Here is a 15,436-nt window from a genome sequence, read left to right on the forward strand (position 1 = left end):
CGTTATCCCTTCACGGCGCCTGCGGTGAGGCCGCCGACGGCCTTGCGCTGCAGGAAGACGAAGAGGATCAGGATCGGTACGGCGAAGAGGGAGGCCGCTGCCATGGTGGCACCCCAGTCGTCGCCGAAGGTGGTCTGGAAGCTGGTCAGCCACAGCGGCAGCGTCTGCGCGCCGATGTCCTTGTTGAGGACGAGGACCAGCGGGAACTCGTTCCAGGCGGTGATGAACCCGAAGAGCGAGGTGGCCATGAGGCCCGGCGCGAGCAGCGGGAAGATCACCTTGATGAAGGCCTGGATGCGGGTGCAGCCGTCGACCATGGCGGACTCCTCCAGCTCCTTGGGCACCGCGGCGACGTAGCCGCGCAGCGTGAGGACGGTGAACGGCAGCACCATGATCATGTAGAAGAGGGTGAGCGGCACCAGGCTGTTCAGCATGTCCGCGTCGCGGACCAGCATGTAGATCGCGATGACCATGACCTCCCAGGGGGCCATCTGGGCGATCATGAAGGTGACGACGAAACCGCGGCGCCCCCTGAACCGCATCCGTGCGAGCGCGAAGGACGCGAGGAGCGCGATCACGAGCGCGAACACCACGGACAGGACGGTGACGGTGACGGAGTTGCCGACCAGCGTCCAGAAGTGGTCGGCCCGGACGGCCTTCTCGAAGTGACCGAGCGTCACGTCGGTCGGGATCCACACGGGGTTCTCGGCGATGATGTCGCCGGTCGGCTTGAGGGCCGTCGCGAACATCCAGTAGACGGGGAAGACGAACCCCACGAAGAGCACCGCCGCCGTGGCGTTGGGCCAGAACCTGGCGAACAGGGAGCGGTTCACAGCTCGTCCTCCTCCTGCTTGAGCACGGTGCGCAGGTAGTACGCGGTGAGGGCCAGCAGGATCAGGATCGTCAGGAACGAGATCGCCGCCCCCATGCCGAAGTGCTGGTTGCCGATGCCCTCCACGAAGGCGTAGATGGGCAGCGTCTCGGTGAGCCGGTCCGGGCCGCCGGCGTTCATCGCGAAGATCTGCGGGAACGCCTTGAACACCCAGATGACCTCCAGGAAGGTCGTGGCCCACAGGAACGGCCGCAGGAAGGGGAAGGTCACCGAGGTGAAGCTCTTCCAGGTGCCGGCGCCGTCGAGGGACGCGGCCTCGTACAGCTCGCGGGGGATCGTCGTCGTCGCCGCGTACAGGTTGATCGCCACGAACGGGACCGACTGCCAGACGATCAGCAGGGTGACCACCGAGAAGGTGGACAGCTGGGTGCCGAGCCAGTTGTAGTCGGCCATGGAGTGCCCGCCGAGCTTGTCGAGGACCCAGTTGACGACGCCGAAGCGCTGCGCGAACAGCCACTGGTAGACGGTGGTGGCCGCGATGACGGGCGTCGCCCAGGCCAGCACGAGACCGAGCATCAGCAGCAGCCGCATGCGCCGGCCCAGCCGGGCCAGCAGGAGTCCCGTCAGGGTGCCGAGGGCCATGATGAGGACGACGTTGGCCGTGGTGAAGGCGATCGTCCGGCCGACGACCTTCCAGAAGTCGCTCCCGGTGAGGACCTCCCGGTAGTTGTCGACGCCGTTCCACTCGGTGAGGTGGAGGATCAGCTGCCGCGGGTTGAGGTTCTGGAACGACAGCATCCCGTTCTTGACCAGCGGCCAGCCCAGCAGCACGGCGGTGGCGAGCAGCGCGGGCAGCAGCAGGAGGTACGGGGCCGGGGCGCCGCCTCTCCTCCGCGGCGACGCGACGTCGTCACTCGTCTTCACGGGCGGTGCACCACCCGGTCTCCGGGCGGGAAGCCTGCGTTCGGTCTGCACTGACATGCTCGCCATCTCCTGTGGGGCGGGGGGGACGGCGGAGGCCGTCCCCCCCGGCTGGGGACCGTCAGTTCTTCTGGGAGAGGCGCTTGTCGATCTCGCCCTCGACCTGCTTGGCGGCAGCGGCGGGCGTCTTGCCGTTGAGGACGGCGGTCATGTAGTTCTTGATCGGGTTCGGCGTGTTCTCGACCGCGGCCCACTCGGGGATCAGCGGGGTGGTGCCACCGCCCGCGGCGGCGGGAGCGGCGGCCTCGGCGGCGCCGTTGCCCTTCAGGTTGGACTGGAGGGACTGCTTGTTCGGGATGACGCCGTTCTCCTTGGCCAGCCGGCCCTCGAACCGGTCCGAGAGGGCGAGCTTCAGGAACTCCTTGGCCAGCTCCTGCTTCTTGCTGCCCGCGGCGACGGCGAAGTTGGAGCCGCCGAGGAAGACACCCTCGGGCTTGCCGGCGCTCTCACCGGGGATGGTGAAGTAGCCGATCTCCTTCTCGATCTTCTTGTTGGCGGCGATGGCCGTGCCGGCCTCCCAGCCCATGCCGATGAACGCGCCGACGTTCCCCTTGGCGAACACCTCGGCCTGCTGCGGGGTCGCCTCGTCCTTGTCCTTGGGGGCCTTGGAGTACGACTGGAACTTCTTGTAGATCTCCATGGCCCGGGCGACCTTCGGGTCGCCGAGGTTGGAGACGTACGTGTCGCCCTCCTTCCTGACCAGGTCGGCGCCCTGACCGATGGTCAGGCCGTCGAAGAAGTACCAGTTCTGGCCGGGCAGGTAGATCGGCTCGGCCTTGGTCTTCCTGCCGATGGCCGCCAGGTCCCCGAGGAACTCGTCGCGTGTCTTCGGGACGTCCTTGATGCCGGCCTCGGCCCAGATCTTCTTGTTGTAGACGACGACCCGGTTGGCGAAGTACCAGGGGGCGGCGTACTGCTTGCCCTGGTAGACGGAGGACCGGTTGAGCGAGGGCGTCCAGTCGGCGCCGATCTCGCTCTTCAGGTCGCCCAGGTCGGCGAGGCCGCCGGTGGCGGCGTAGGCCGGGGTCTGGGTGTTGCCGACCTCGATGACGTCCGGAGGGGCCGACTCGGACAGGGCCGTGGTGATCTTCTGCTGGATGCCGTCCCACTTCTGGGTCTCGAACGTGAGCTTCGCGCCGGTCTTCTTCTCGAAGGCGGCCGTCAGGTCCTTGGTCCACTGGGGAGGCGTGGAGCCGTCCATGGCCCACACGGTCAGGGTCTGCCCCTTGAAGCCGTCGGCGCCGGCCTTCCCGCCCTTGTCGCCGTCGTCGCCGCCCCCGCACGCAGCGATCGAGACCAACATGCCCGCGACACCGACGGCCGCGACGAGCTTGCGCTTCACGTCACCCTCCTCAGGGATGCCAGCAACCCCCCACCCACAGCCATGAAGCGGCGGAGTACTGCGCTCGGAAGCCGGAGTACTGCCCGTGGGACTGGGATCTGGTCTCTAATGGTGTAGACCAGTAGCTGGAGCTTGGCCTAGACCTTTAGGGGTGTCAAGGGTGTATAAGAAGGGCTGTCACGTCCGTTATCGGACCGACACCTGAGGGAGCACGGCCCCCCGGGGCGGTGCCGTGCCACGATGTGAGCCGCAACAGACGGAGGTGCCGGTGACGGCAGCAGCGCAGGAGCCGGGAAGGCGGACGATGGGCACCGAGGCGGGCAGTGGGGCGACCGAGGGGGGCACGACCGCTACGGCGGAGACGGCGGGAGCCGGCCGCACCGCGCGCGTGCCCAAGTACTACCGCCTCAAGCGGCACTTGCTCGACATGACCGAGACCCTGCCGCCCGGCACTCCCGTGCCGCCCGAGCGCACCCTCGCCGCCGAGTTCGACACCTCGCGCACCACGGTCCGCCAGGCCCTCCAGGAGCTGGTCGTGGAGGGCCGCCTGGAGCGCATCCAGGGCAAGGGCACCTTCGTCGCCAAGCCCAAGGTGTCGCAGGCGCTGCAACTCACCTCGTACACCGAGGACATGCGCGCCCAGGGTCTGGAACCCACCTCGCAGCTGCTCGACATCGGCTACATCACCGCCGACGACACGCTCGCCGAACTGCTCGACATCGCCACGGGCGGACGCGTGCTGCGCATCGAGCGGCTGCGGCTCGCCAGCGGGGAGCCGATGGCGATCGAGACGACGCATCTGTCCGCGAAGCGCTTTCCCGCGCTGCGCCGCTCCCTGGTCAAGTACACCTCGCTGTACACGGCCCTGGCCGAGGTGTACGGGGTCCGTCTCGCCGAGGCCGAGGAGACCATCGAGACATCGCTGGCCACCCCGCGCGAGGCCGGTCTGCTCGGCACCGACGTGGGCCTGCCGATGCTGATGCTGTCGCGCCACTCCCTGGACGGCGAGGGCCGGCCGGTGGAGTGGGTGCGGTCGGTGTACCGCGGCGACCGGTACAAGTTCGTCGCGCGGCTGAAGCGTCCGGCCGAGTAGAAGGGAGGCGCTCCGGCCGGGCGGAGCGGGCCGAAGCGGCCAAGAGGCTCGCGGGGCCCGGGGCTTCGTACACCACATCCGGTATCCGGACAGGGGTTCCCTACCGCGGAACCCGTCCCCTACATTTCTCGCGCGTTAAAGAAAAATAAGCGATGCAAGGGGACGGAGCCGCTGTATGTCGGATACGCCTGAAGTCGGAAGACCCCTGGTCACGCCGGTGCGCGTGATCATCGCACTCTGCCTCGCCGCCCCGTTCGTGGCGATGCTCTGGGTCGGCTCCTACGCGAAGACGGACCCCGCCCTCATCGGGATCCCGTTCTTCTACTGGTACCAGATGCTGTGGGTGATCATCTCCACCGGACTGACCGTGCTCGCGTACCAGCTGTGGCGGCGTGACCAGCGCGCCCGCAAGGGAGGTGCCGAGAAGTGAAGGACGGTGTGAACGGCGTCGCACTCGGCGTCTTCGTGTTCTTCTTCCTGGCCGTCACGGTCATGGGATTCCTCGCCGCGCGCTGGCGCAGGGCCGACAGCGCCGCGAGCCTGGACGAATGGGGCCTGGGCGGGCGGTCGTTCGGGACCTGGATCACCTGGTTCCTGCTCGGCGGCGACCTGTACACGGCGTACACCTTCGTCGCCGTCCCTGCGGCCGTCTACGCGGCGGGCGCGGCCGGCTTCTTCGCCGTGCCGTACACGATCCTCGTCTACCCGCTCATCTTCACGTTCCTGCCGCGCCTGTGGTCGGTCTCGCACCGGCACGGTTATGTGACGACCTCGGACTTCGTCCGCGGGCGCTTCGGCTCCAAGGGACTGTCCCTCGCCGTCGCGGTCACCGGCATCCTCGCCACGATGCCCTACATCGCGCTCCAGCTCGTCGGCATCCAGGCCGTGCTGGACGTGATGGGCGTCGGCGGCGGCGACAGCACCTTCTGGCTCGTCAAGGACCTGCCGCTGCTCATCGCCTTCGGCGTGCTGGCCGCGTACACCTACTCGTCCGGACTCCGCGCTCCCGCGCTCATCGCGTTCGTCAAGGACACCCTGATCTACATCGTCATCGCCGTCGCGATCATCTACATCCCGATCAAGCTGGGCGGCTTCGACGACATCTTCGCCAAGGCCGGTCACGCCTTCGCCCAGACCAACCCCGCGACCGGCAAGCCGCGCGGGGCGCTCGCGCCGCCCGAGGCCGGGCAGTGGACGTACGCGACGCTCGCCCTGGGTTCGGCGCTGGCGCTGTTCATGTACCCGCACTCGATCACGGCGACGCTGTCCTCGCGCAGCCGTGAGGTGATCCGCCGCAACACCACGATCCTGCCGCTGTACTCGCTCATGCTGGGCCTGCTCGCGCTGCTCGGCTTCATGGCGATCGCGGCGGGCGTCAAGGTCACCAACGGCCAGCTCGCCATCCCGCAGCTGTTCGAGGACATGTTCCCCGACTGGTTCGCGGGCGTCGCCTTCGCCGCGATCGGCATCGGCGCACTGGTCCCCGCGGCCATCATGTCCATCGCAGCGGCGAACCTGTTCACGCGCAACATCTACAAGGACTTCATCAAGCCGGACGCGACGGCGGAACAGGAGACCAAGGTCTCCAAGCTCGTGTCGCTGCTGGTGAAGGTGGGTGCGCTGGTCTTCGTCCTGACCATGGACAAGACCGTGGCCATCAACTTCCAGCTGCTGGGCGGCATCTGGATCCTGCAGACCTTCCCGGCGCTGGTCGGCGGCCTGTTCACGCGGTGGTTCCACCGCTGGGCGCTGCTCGCCGGCTGGGCGGTCGGCATGGTGTACGGGACGTTCGCCGCGTACGGCGTCGCCTCGCCGACGCAGAAGCACTTCGGCGGCAGCGCGAAGGAGATCCCGGGCATCGGCGAGATCGGCTACATCGGTCTCACGGCCTTCGTGCTGAACGTCGCGGTGGCCGTCGTCCTCACCCTCGTCCTGAAGGCCGTGAAGGCCCCTGAGGGCGTCGACGAGACGTCCCCCGACGACTACACGGCGGACGCGGGCGACGCGGGCGTACAGCAGGAGATGCCGGCCGCCGCGGGCCACTGACCTCCACCCCGTCCAGGGCAGCGGGCCGCCGGACTTCCGGCGGCCCGCTGCCCTGTCCGTCGTGCACACTGCCCGCATGGACATCGTCATCAGACAAGCGGAAGCAGAGGAGTTCGCCGCACTCGGCGAGATCACCGCGCAGGCCTACCTCGGCGACGGGCTGCTCTCCTTCGGGGAGAGCGACGGGTACCTGGTGAACCTGCGCGATGTCGCGGGGCGGGCCGAGCACGCCGAGGTGCTGGCCGCCGTGGACGGCCTCGGCCGGGTCCTGGGCGGGGTGACCTTCGTCCCGTCGCCGGCAAGTCCGATGGCCGATCTGGCGCGCGAGGGCGAGAGCGAGATCCGGATGCTCGCGGTGGCGCGGGAGGCCCGCGGTGCGGGCGCCGGAGAGGCGCTGGTGCGCGCGTGCGTGGACCGGGCCCGGGCGGCCGGCCGCACCCGCGTGGTGCTCTCCACGCAGCGCGCCATGCACGCGGCCCACCGGCTCTACGAACGCCTCGGCTTCACCCGCGCCCCGGAGCGCGACTGGAACCCGATCCCGCACATCGACGACATCGACCTGCTCGTCTACGAGTTGGCGCTGTAGCGGCGCGAACACTCCCGGGAGCTTTCGGCTCCTCCCCCAAGCTCCCGGCTGCGCTCGAGCAGGGGGCACCCCCATACCCAGAGCCACCCTCACGACACAACATGTAGGGGTGCTCTGGCAACCCGGCACAAGATGTATGCTCTTGCTCGCTGTCGCTGCAGGGGAATCCGGTGCCAATCCGGAACTGTCCCGCAACGGTGAGCGGGCGCGCACGCGCGTGTCCGTGCAGTCCGAGGACCTGCCGACGGCGCACCCGGTCCGTCCGTTCCGGGTGCCGTTGACGTCCGGGCTCCGTGGAGTGGGCCGGTGGACGCGTGCCCGTACCGCTCCCGCGTGTGCGCCGGTGTGCCCCGCTGCCCTCCCGAGGCCCATGAGCCCAGCGAGGGAGAGCTCACGTGACCATCGCGCCTGCCGATCCGGCTTCAGCGAGTCATGCCCAGGCGGAAGCCGTCCAGCCCCAGGCCGACGGACCCGGGACCGCGCTGCTGCGGACCCTGACCGACCTCACCGCCGACCTCCCCGACGCCGACCCCGGCCGGGTGGCCGCCGCCGCGCTGCGCGGCCGTTCCGCCGCCGCCGACGAGACGGAGCTGCGCGAGCTGGCGACCGAGGCGGCCGCGGGGCTCATCTCCGAGGACCCGGCTTACTCGCGGCTCGCGGCCCGGCTGCTGACCATCAGCATCGCCGCCGAGGCGGCCTCGCAGGGCGTGCGTTCGTTCTCCGACTCGGTCGCCGTCGGCCACCGCGAGGGCCTGATCGCGGACCGCACCGCCGACTTCGTCACGATGCACGCGGCGCGCCTGGACGCGCTCGTGGACACCGCGGGGGACGACCGCTTCGGCTACTTCGGCCTGCGCACCCTGCACAGCCGTTACCTGCTGCGGCACCCCATCACACGGCGCGTCGTCGAGACGCCGCAGCACTTCATGCTGCGCGTGGCGGCCGGGCTCGCCGAGGACGACAGCACCCGTTCGGTGGACGAGGTCGCCGCCCTGTACGGCCTGATGAGCCGTCTGGACTACCTCCCCTCCTCGCCCACGCTCTTCAACTCCGGTACGCGCCACCCGCAGATGTCGTCCTGCTATCTGCTGGACTCGCCGCTGGACGAGCTGGACTCCATCTACGACCGCTACCACCAGGTGGCGCGGCTGTCGAAGCACGCCGGCGGCATCGGCCTGTCGTACTCGCGCATCCGTTCCCGCGGCTCCCTCATCCGCGGCACGAACGGACACTCCAACGGCATCGTGCCGTTCCTGAAGACCCTCGACGCCTCGGTCGCCGCCGTGAACCAGGGCGGACGCCGCAAGGGCGCCGCCGCGGTCTACCTGGAGACCTGGCACTCCGACATCGAGGAGTTCCTGGAGCTGCGCGACAACACGGGCGAGGACGCCCGTCGTACGCACAACCTCAACCTCGCGCACTGGATCCCCGACGAGTTCATGCGCCGGGTGGCGGCCGACCAGGACTGGTCGCTGTTCTCGCCGGCCGACGTGCCCGAGCTGGTCGACCTGTGGGGCGACGAGTTCGACGCCGCGTACCGCAAGGCCGAAGCGGCGGGCCTGGCGAAGAAGACGATCCCCGCCCGGGACCTGTACGGCCGCATGATGCGCACCCTCGCGCAGACCGGCAACGGCTGGATGACGTTCAAGGACGCCGCCAACCGCACGGCCAACCAGACCGCCCTGCCCGGCCACACCGTCCACTCCTCGAACCTGTGCACCGAGATCCTGGAGGTCACGGACGACGGCGAGACGGCCGTGTGCAACCTGGGTTCGGTGAACCTCGGCGCGTTCGTGCGCGACGGCGACATCGACTGGGAGCGGCTGGACGAGACCGTCCGTACCGCGGTGACCTTCCTCGACCGGGTCGTCGACATCAACTTCTACCCGACCGAGCAGGCGGGGCGCTCCAACGCCAAGTGGCGGCCGGTGGGCCTCGGTGCGATGGGCCTGCAGGACGTGTTCTTCAAGCTGCGGCTGCCCTTCGACTCCGCCGAGGCCCGGGCCCTGTCCACGCGGATCGCCGAGCGCATCATGCTCGCCGCGTACGAGGCGTCCGCGGACCTCGCCGAACGCAACGCCCCGCTGCCCGCCTGGGAGAAGACCCGGACGGCCCAGGGCGTCCTGCACCCGGACCACTACGACGTGGAGCTCGCCTGGCCCGAGCGGTGGGCGGCGCTGCGGAAGCGGATCGCCGTGACCGGCATGCGCAACTCGCTGCTTCTGGCGATCGCGCCGACCGCGACCATCGCGTCGATCGCGGGCGTCTACGAGTGCATCGAGCCGCAGGTGTCGAACCTGTTCAAGCGCGAGACGCTGTCCGGTGAGTTCCTCCAGGTCAACTCGTACCTGGTGCAGGAGCTGAAGCGGCTCGGCGTGTGGGACGCGCAGACCCGGGAGGCGCTGCGCGACTCCAACGGCTCGGTGCAGGGCTTCACCTGGGTGCCGGCCGATGTGCGCGAGCTGTACCGCACGGCGTGGGAGATCCCGCAGCGCGGGCTCATCGACATGGCGGCGGCCCGCACCCCGTTCCTGGACCAGTCCCAGTCCCTGAACCTGTTCCTGGAGACGCCGACGATCGGCAAGCTCTCCTCGATGTACGCATACGCCTGGAAGCAGGGCCTGAAGACGACGTACTACCTGCGCTCGCGCCCGGCGACCCGGATCGCGCGTGCGGCTCAGGCGCAGGCGCCCATCCCGGCCCAGGCGGCGCCCGACGCGGACGCGGTCGCCTGCTCCCTCGAGAACCCGGAGTCCTGCGAGGCCTGCCAGTAGCTCCCGCCCCTGCCCGAGCGCTCGGCTCCTCCCCCCAGCTCTCGACTTCGCTCGAGCAGGGGGGACCCCATGAGCAGGGCCATCCCAGTCCCGACCGCCACCCCAGGAGGACGGCGCCTCGCGCCGACAGCAACGATGCGTAACACCAATCTGCTCGACCCGGGCTTCGAGCTCACCCTGCGTCCCATGCGCTACCCGGACTTCTACGAGCGCTACCGGGACGCCATCAAGAACACGTGGACCGTCGAGGAGGTCGACCTCCACTCGGACGTCGCGGACCTCGCGAAGCTGACGCCCGCGGAGCAGCACCTCATCGGCCGTCTGGTCGCGTTCTTCGCGACGGGCGACTCGATCGTCGCGAACAACCTGGTGCTGACGCTGTACAAGCACATCAACTCCCCCGAGGCGCGGCTGTACCTGAGCCGCCAGCTGTTCGAGGAGGCCGTGCACGTCCAGTTCTATCTGACGCTGCTCGACACCTACCTCCCCGACCCGGAGGACCGGGCGGCGGCCTTCGCGGCCGTCGAGAACATCCCCTCCATCCGCGAGAAGGCAGAGTTCTGCTTCAAGTGGATGGACTCGGTGGAGAAGATCGACCGCCTCGAGTCGCAGGCCGACCGCCGGCGCTTCCTGCTGAACCTGATCTGCTTCGCGGCGTGCATCGAGGGCCTGTTCTTCTACGGGGCCTTCGCCTACGTCTACTGGTTCCGCTCGCGCGGTCTGCTGCACGGCCTGGCCACCGGCACCAACTGGGTGTTCCGTGACGAGACCATGCACATGAGCTTCGCGTTCGAGGTGGTGGACACCGTCCGCAAGGAGGAGCCGGAGCTCTTCGACGACCAGCTCCAGCAGCAGGTCACGGACATGCTGAGGGAGGCCGTCGAGGCGGAGCTGCAGTTCGCGCGTGACCTGTGCGGCGACGGTCTGCCGGGGATGAACACGGAGTCGATGCGGCAGTACCTGGAGTGCGTGGCCGACCAGCGGCTCCAGCGCCTCGGGTTCGCCCCGGTGTACGGCTCGGAGAACCCGTTCTCCTTCATGGAGCTGCAGGGTGTGCAGGAGCTGACCAACTTCTTCGAGCGCCGCCCGTCGGCGTACCAGGTCGCCGTCGAGGGCTCGGTGTCGTTCGACGACGAGTTCTGATACCTGTGTGTCCCGCCCCGTCGGGGGTTCGGGGCGGGACACACGGCCCTACCTCGGCTCGGTCCGCAGCACCGGGCGCTTCGGCTGGAGCGTGATGCCGATGCGGGGCTCCGGGTCCGTCCCCGGGACGGCGCGGAGCCGCCACTTCGGCACCACCGTCGCCAGCACGATGGCGAGTTCGGCCATGCTGAAGTGGTCGCCCGGGCACTTACGATTGCCGACGCTGAACGGCATCATCGCGAACGGCGGTACGCCCGCCGCGCGTTCCGGCAGCCAGCGGTCCGGATCGAACTCCAGATGCCGGTCGAATGCACGCGGATCACGCTGCATCGCGTACGGACTGTAGACGATGTCCGCACCGGCCGGAATGCGATAGCCGCCCAGCTCGGTATCGTCGACGGCCTGCCGGGTCAATATCCATACGGCGGGGCGTATGCGCATCGACTCGGTGATGACATTGTTCGTGTGCGTCAGTTTCCGGACATCTCCGAAGACAATCGGCCGGTCCGCTGCCACGGTCTTGACCTCGTCGCAGATCCGGTTTTCCTGTTCCGGATGCCCGGCGAGCAACTGGAACGTCCACGTCAGTGTCGAGGCGACGTTTTCGGCGCCGGCCACGAGCAGTGAGACGACTTGGTCGTGCACCTCCTGCTCGTTGAGCGCTTCACCATTTTCGTCCTTTGCCCCCAGCAATGCCGCGAGCAGATCCGCGGGGTCCTTGCCGGACGCCCTGCGCTCGTCGACGATCTCGTCGACGAGGCGGTGCAGATCGGCCAGCGCCCGGTCGAACCGGCGGTTCGCCGGCAGCGGGAGCCGGTAGAAGGGGCTCACCGACAGCACCATGCGCCGGTACAGGCCGCTGAACACCGTGTGCAGCGAGGTGCTCAGCCGGTCGGCGCGCTCGTCGATGGAGTCCACCTCCAGTAGCGACCGCGCCACGATCCGCACGGCCGTGCGGAACGACTCGGCACCGATGTCGACGGTGCCGCCCGGCGTCCAGCGCGCCGCCATGGCGCGCGCCTCCTCCTCCATCACGGCCGCGTAGTCGGCGATCCGCTCCGGCCGGAACGCGGGCTGGACGGTGCGCCGCTGACGGCGGTGCAGGGGGCCGTTGCTCGTCGCGACGCCCTTTCCGAGCAGCACGCCCAGGGTCTCCCACAGGGGGCCGCCGACGGCGTACCCGGGGCTCTTCAGCAGCGCCCCCACGAGTTCGGGGTCCGTCACCGCGTACGCCGTCCTGGGGCCCAGTGCGATCCGTACGAGGTCGCCGTGGTCGCGCAGTCCCGCCAGGAAGCCGAGCGGGTCGCGCAGCAGGCTCCAGGCGTGCCCGAGCAGCGGGGCGCCGCCGGGCAGCAGGGGCGGGGTGCGCAGTTGCTCGGGGCCGGGCCCCGTGGTCGCCGGAAGCGTGGATTCGACGCTCATTCCTCACCTGCCCGGTCTCCGGCCGGCTCACCGACCGGGTCGCTGATGTAGGGGGGCATGGACCGGTCGTCCCAGCTGTCCACCCGGTACCGCCCGGACTCGTGGTGGAACCAGTACACGGAACTGAACCAGTTCCGCATATTCGAAACGCAGGACTTCACGGCCGCCGAAAGGTCTTCGAGTCCGTCGCCGCCGCCCGCGAGTGCCCCGGCGAACCGGTACACGTCCCGTTCTGCGACCAGGAATTCGGAAATACATCCCTCGACCCTGCGGTGCACTTCCCGCACCGCTTCTTCGAGAGTTAATCCCTCATGGTGGATGAGGCTGATTCCGAGGTTGTGAACCTCATCCCCCGCGAGTTCCTTGGGCAGCGAACACAAATCGTTGTACCAGGCCGCGAAATCCTGGCACGCAAGCGCCGCCCTGCGATAGGACGGATTTTCCAGGACCACTTTCGGGAGTTCGTACCCGGCAGCGGGTTCGAGCAGGTCGAGCCAAATCCAGTGCGCGAAGGTGAGCCGCCGCAGTTCCAGATACGAGGCGACCGTCGGCACCGTTCCCGCCGCGCGGTTACGGAATTCCTGGTCGTATGCGTCGATGACCGCGTGGAAGTGCCCGGCGAACCGGGCGTTCCACCGCTCGCCCAGGTACGAGTAGAGCCGGTCCACGCTGTCCGCGAATCCGGCGACCAGCGGGTCCCCGTGGTGCAGATGCTCCTGGGGGGACTCCAGTGCCGTGTGCAGCCGCGCGTGCAGCCGCCGCCAGGAGTCCGCCCGGCTGTGCACCGCATCGCGGTCGTGGCGGTCGTCCCAGACGAAGAACCACGCGCTGAAGTCGGCTATCGCCTGAAGGACCTCGTCGGGGGCGCCGATGTAGTAGCCGGCCATCAAGTCGGTGTAGCGCAGACCGTCGGCATACTGCTCGACCTTGTCGGCCGGCATCAGGCGTTTTTCGAGCAGCCAGTCCCTGGTCTTCTGCTGAAGCTTTGGCCAATACGGATGCAGCTGTCGAGGAAACGCGTCCTCGATCACCCGTAGAGAGAGCGCCGGCGGCACGGTTGCCATGTGCGACCGCGCGGTCCGTGTCGGTGCGGCGTGTGAAGACACCGTGTACATCGACGTAGTGCAGTGTGAGAAAGCAGGCACGAACAAACCCCTCTCAGCCGCCTGTCGGCGGCACGCCCCCCTCGCCGTGCCGGGCGCGCGCCGTTGCGTATCCCCGCGCTTTCCATTCAGCACCACAACTGACCGTTCAGGGAACAGATTTGCTTCACTCACTACCCCGGGGCGCCTGGAAGATCCCCTTACGTGACTGATTTCGGATTAAGTGAGCGCATCCGAGACCAGTCCCGACCGATTGGGATCGCCTCCGACATGACGAGGCCCGGCCGGGAAGGGCCCGGCCGGGCAGGTTCCGTAAGTCCACGGTTATCTCAACGACCCCAGGAGCATGGGGAGTTGACCGTGGCCACGGGCTCAGTCGTTCGACACGACGGGGTAGCGGGGGGTGCCCTCCTCCATCTGGCGGAGCGCGTCCTTGCGGTCCCGCTTGGAGAGGCGGTCGATGTAGAGCCGGCCGTAGAGATGGTCCGTCTCGTGCTGGAGGCACCGTGCGAAGTAGCCCGTGCCCCGCACCTTGACCGGGTTGCCCTTCTCGTCCTGTCCGGTCACCTCGGCGTAGTCCGGGCGGGCCAGCGCGGCGTACGCGGTCGGCACGGACAGGCAGCCCTCGTTGCTGTCGTCCAGACTGCGCTGCTCGGCGGGCAGCTCCTGGACCACGGGGTTGCACACCACACCCACGTGCCGCACGCCCTCGTCGTCCATGCAGTCGTACACGAAGACCTTGAGGTCGACGCCGATCTGGTTGGCGGCAAGGCCCACGCCCTCCGCCGTCCGCTGGCTGGCGAACATGTCGTCCACGAGCCGGGACAGCTCGTCACCGAACTCGGTGACGTCCTTGCACTCGCGGTGCAGCACCGGGTTGCCCACGACCGTGATCGGGCGGGACGTGCCGCGCTCGCGGTAGGCGGCCTCGCGCGCCTCGCAATCCTCGGTGTCGATGACGAAGCCCTCGTCGTCCACGGGGAGGACCGCCGTGATCTCGGGCCCCTGCTGAGTGTCCTGCTGCGCCATCGCCGCCGTACGCCTTCCGTCCGAATCGTTCACTGGGTGCCGATACAGCCTACGGCGCGGTTCAGCAGACCTCCTCCAGATCCCGCCAGCCCCGGGAGTCCGGACTGTCGGCGACCCAGCCGTCCAGCAACCCCCGTACCAGGCTCGCGGGCGCGGCTATGCCGCACTCCCGCTCGGGCACCCACAGCTGCCCGTCGGTGCGGTGGCCCAGCGGGCCCGGGTGACCCGGCTCGCTGTGGTCGTGCGGATCCAGGTGCTCGCCCTCGCCCTCGTCGCTGGGCATCCGGCTCTCCGAACACATCCGGCACAGCAGCCGCACGGACGACGACCAGTCCTCCGCGGCGAACCCGGCGTCGGCGGCGAGCCGCTCCAGGGCATCCCGGTCGTCCTCGGTGGCGGCCTCCAGGAGGACCACCCAGGTGGGCACGGGCGAGGGCGCCCAGAGCTCGATCTCGTCGAAGACGGGGTAGGCGTGCCCGGCGGCCGTGGTGCGCTCGCCGTGCGGGACGCCGTCGTGCAGCACGACCTCGCCCCAGCGGCGCCCTGAGGACGGCAGCGGGATGGACAGCACCTCGATGCGGGCCGGGTCGAGCCTGCGGCCCCACACGACCTCGGCCTCGCCCTCCGGCGAAAGCCGCACCGCCGCACTGCCCAGCTCCATGCCGAGCGGCTCGGACGAGCCCGTCGCGCCGACGCCCGCACGGCCGCCGGGAACCCGCAGGCCGTACGCCTGCCAGGCCCGGCGGGCCAGCGGCCAGTCCTGGAGGGCCGTCGCCGCGATGCCCACGTTCCACCAGTCGGGGGCGCCCGTCTCGCGGTCGAGCAGCGCCACGGCGCGCAGACCAGCGGCCCTGGCCTGCTCCCAGTCGTGCCGGAACTTGTGCAGCAGCGCGAGGTTGAACCAGGACTCGGACAGCCAGGGTTCGAGATCCGCCGCACGCGTCAGCAGCGCGCCCGCGTCCTCGTACCGGCCGTCGCCGATCAGCGTGAACGCGCGGTCGGTGGCCTGCCGCCAGGAGGCGGAGGGCCGGTGCCGTCCCTTGCCGAAGATCCTCACGATTCCCGCCTGCCGTCTGCCCACACCC

General features: G+C 69.2%; 13 protein-coding genes and 1 riboswitch. Of the genes, 6 read left to right on the forward strand and 7 right to left on the reverse strand.

Going from position 1 to position 15,436, the window contains the following annotated elements; all coding sequences use genetic code 11:
• Window positions 1-2 precede the first annotated feature (2 nt).
• From ACWCP6_RS13255 to ACWCP6_RS13265, 3 genes are all read right to left on the reverse strand, one after another.
• A complete protein-coding gene (locus tag ACWCP6_RS13255; protein WP_450932504.1) occupies window positions 3-833 on the reverse strand; it encodes a carbohydrate ABC transporter permease in 831 nt (276 codons plus the stop codon).
• A complete protein-coding gene (locus tag ACWCP6_RS13260) occupies window positions 830-1,813 on the reverse strand; it encodes a carbohydrate ABC transporter permease (RefSeq protein WP_450932505.1) in 984 nt (327 codons plus the stop codon). The genes ACWCP6_RS13255 and ACWCP6_RS13260 overlap by 4 nt, the downstream gene beginning before the upstream one ends.
• 61 nt (window positions 1,814-1,874) lie before the next feature.
• Window positions 1,875-3,155: an extracellular solute-binding protein gene (locus tag ACWCP6_RS13265; RefSeq protein ID WP_450932506.1), complete on the reverse strand. Its 1,281-nt coding sequence runs from the start codon at window positions 3,153-3,155 to the stop codon at window positions 1,875-1,877.
• A gap of 304 nt (window positions 3,156-3,459) precedes the next feature.
• Between ACWCP6_RS13265 and ACWCP6_RS13270 the strand changes: the two genes are divergently transcribed.
• The 6 genes from ACWCP6_RS13270 (at window position 3,460) to ACWCP6_RS13295 (ending at window position 10,797) form a co-directional block, all read left to right on the forward strand.
• Window positions 3,460-4,248: a GntR family transcriptional regulator gene (locus tag ACWCP6_RS13270; protein WP_450932579.1), complete on the forward strand. Its 789-nt coding sequence runs from the start codon at window positions 3,460-3,462 to the stop codon at window positions 4,246-4,248.
• Window positions 4,249-4,423: 175 nt separating this feature from the next.
• Entirely contained in the window at window positions 4,424-4,678 is a 255-nt protein-coding gene (locus ACWCP6_RS13275; protein WP_450932507.1) for a DUF3311 domain-containing protein, read from the forward strand.
• The gene (gene mctP, locus ACWCP6_RS13280; protein WP_450932508.1) at window positions 4,675-6,294 is read left to right on the forward strand and encodes a monocarboxylate uptake permease MctP; all 1,620 of its coding nucleotides are present in this window, start codon (window positions 4,675-4,677) and stop codon (window positions 6,292-6,294) included. Before ACWCP6_RS13275 ends, mctP begins: the two co-directional genes overlap by 4 nt.
• Before the next feature lie 76 nt (window positions 6,295-6,370).
• Window positions 6,371-6,880, forward strand: a complete 510-nt coding sequence (locus ACWCP6_RS13285) for a GNAT family N-acetyltransferase (RefSeq protein ID WP_450932509.1) — start codon at window positions 6,371-6,373, stop codon at window positions 6,878-6,880.
• Between the two features lie 136 nt (window positions 6,881-7,016).
• Window positions 7,017-7,140, forward strand: a riboswitch (cobalamin riboswitch).
• 135 nt (window positions 7,141-7,275) lie between these two features.
• Window positions 7,276-9,654 carry a ribonucleoside-diphosphate reductase subunit alpha gene (locus tag ACWCP6_RS13290; RefSeq protein ID WP_450932510.1) on the forward strand — a complete coding sequence of 793 codons (2,379 nt, stop codon included), beginning with the start codon at window positions 7,276-7,278 and terminating at the stop codon, window positions 9,652-9,654.
• A gap of 135 nt (window positions 9,655-9,789) precedes the next feature.
• Complete coding sequence (locus tag ACWCP6_RS13295; RefSeq protein WP_450932511.1) at window positions 9,790-10,797, forward strand: ribonucleotide-diphosphate reductase subunit beta; 1,008 nt, start codon at window positions 9,790-9,792, stop codon at window positions 10,795-10,797.
• Window positions 10,798-10,845: 48 nt separating this feature from the next.
• Here ACWCP6_RS13295 and ACWCP6_RS13300 read toward each other — a convergent pair whose 3' ends face one another.
• The 4 genes from ACWCP6_RS13300 to ACWCP6_RS13315 form a co-directional block, all read right to left on the reverse strand.
• Window positions 10,846-12,219 (reverse strand): bifunctional albaflavenone monooxygenase/terpene synthase, encoded by a 1,374-nt coding sequence (locus ACWCP6_RS13300; RefSeq protein ID WP_450932512.1) that lies wholly within the window; start codon window positions 12,217-12,219, stop codon window positions 10,846-10,848.
• The gene (locus tag ACWCP6_RS13305) at window positions 12,216-13,364 is read right to left on the reverse strand and encodes a terpene synthase family protein (RefSeq protein ID WP_450932580.1); all 1,149 of its coding nucleotides are present in this window, start codon (window positions 13,362-13,364) and stop codon (window positions 12,216-12,218) included. The genes ACWCP6_RS13300 and ACWCP6_RS13305 overlap by 4 nt, the downstream gene beginning before the upstream one ends.
• 330 nt (window positions 13,365-13,694) lie before the next feature.
• Complete coding sequence (gene def, locus ACWCP6_RS13310; protein ID WP_450932581.1) at window positions 13,695-14,351, reverse strand: peptide deformylase; 657 nt, start codon at window positions 14,349-14,351, stop codon at window positions 13,695-13,697.
• A 61-nt stretch (window positions 14,352-14,412) separates the two neighbouring features.
• Window positions 14,413-15,408 carry a tetratricopeptide repeat protein gene (locus ACWCP6_RS13315; protein ID WP_450932513.1) on the reverse strand — a complete coding sequence of 332 codons (996 nt, stop codon included), beginning with the start codon at window positions 15,406-15,408 and terminating at the stop codon, window positions 14,413-14,415.
• Window positions 15,409-15,436: the final 28 nt, after the last annotated feature.

It is taken from the genome of Streptomyces sp. NPDC002004, assembly GCF_053593975.1.

Coding starts and splice junctions, on each gene's coding strand:
- def (WP_450932581.1), bottom strand. CDS start 14,351: ATGGCGCAGCAGGACACTCAGCAGGGGCCCGAGATCACGGCGGTCCTC.
- ACWCP6_RS13295 (WP_450932511.1), top strand. CDS start 9,790: ATGCGTAACACCAATCTGCTCGACCCGGGCTTCGAGCTCACCCTGCGT.
- ACWCP6_RS13275 (WP_450932507.1), top strand. CDS start 4,424: ATGTCGGATACGCCTGAAGTCGGAAGACCCCTGGTCACGCCGGTGCGC.
- ACWCP6_RS13260 (WP_450932505.1), bottom strand. CDS start 1,813: ATGTCAGTGCAGACCGAACGCAGGCTTCCCGCCCGGAGACCGGGTGGT.
- ACWCP6_RS13300 (WP_450932512.1), bottom strand. CDS start 12,219: ATGAGCGTCGAATCCACGCTTCCGGCGACCACGGGGCCCGGCCCCGAG.
- ACWCP6_RS13270 (WP_450932579.1), top strand. CDS start 3,460: ATGGGCACCGAGGCGGGCAGTGGGGCGACCGAGGGGGGCACGACCGCT.
- ACWCP6_RS13285 (WP_450932509.1), top strand. CDS start 6,371: ATGGACATCGTCATCAGACAAGCGGAAGCAGAGGAGTTCGCCGCACTC.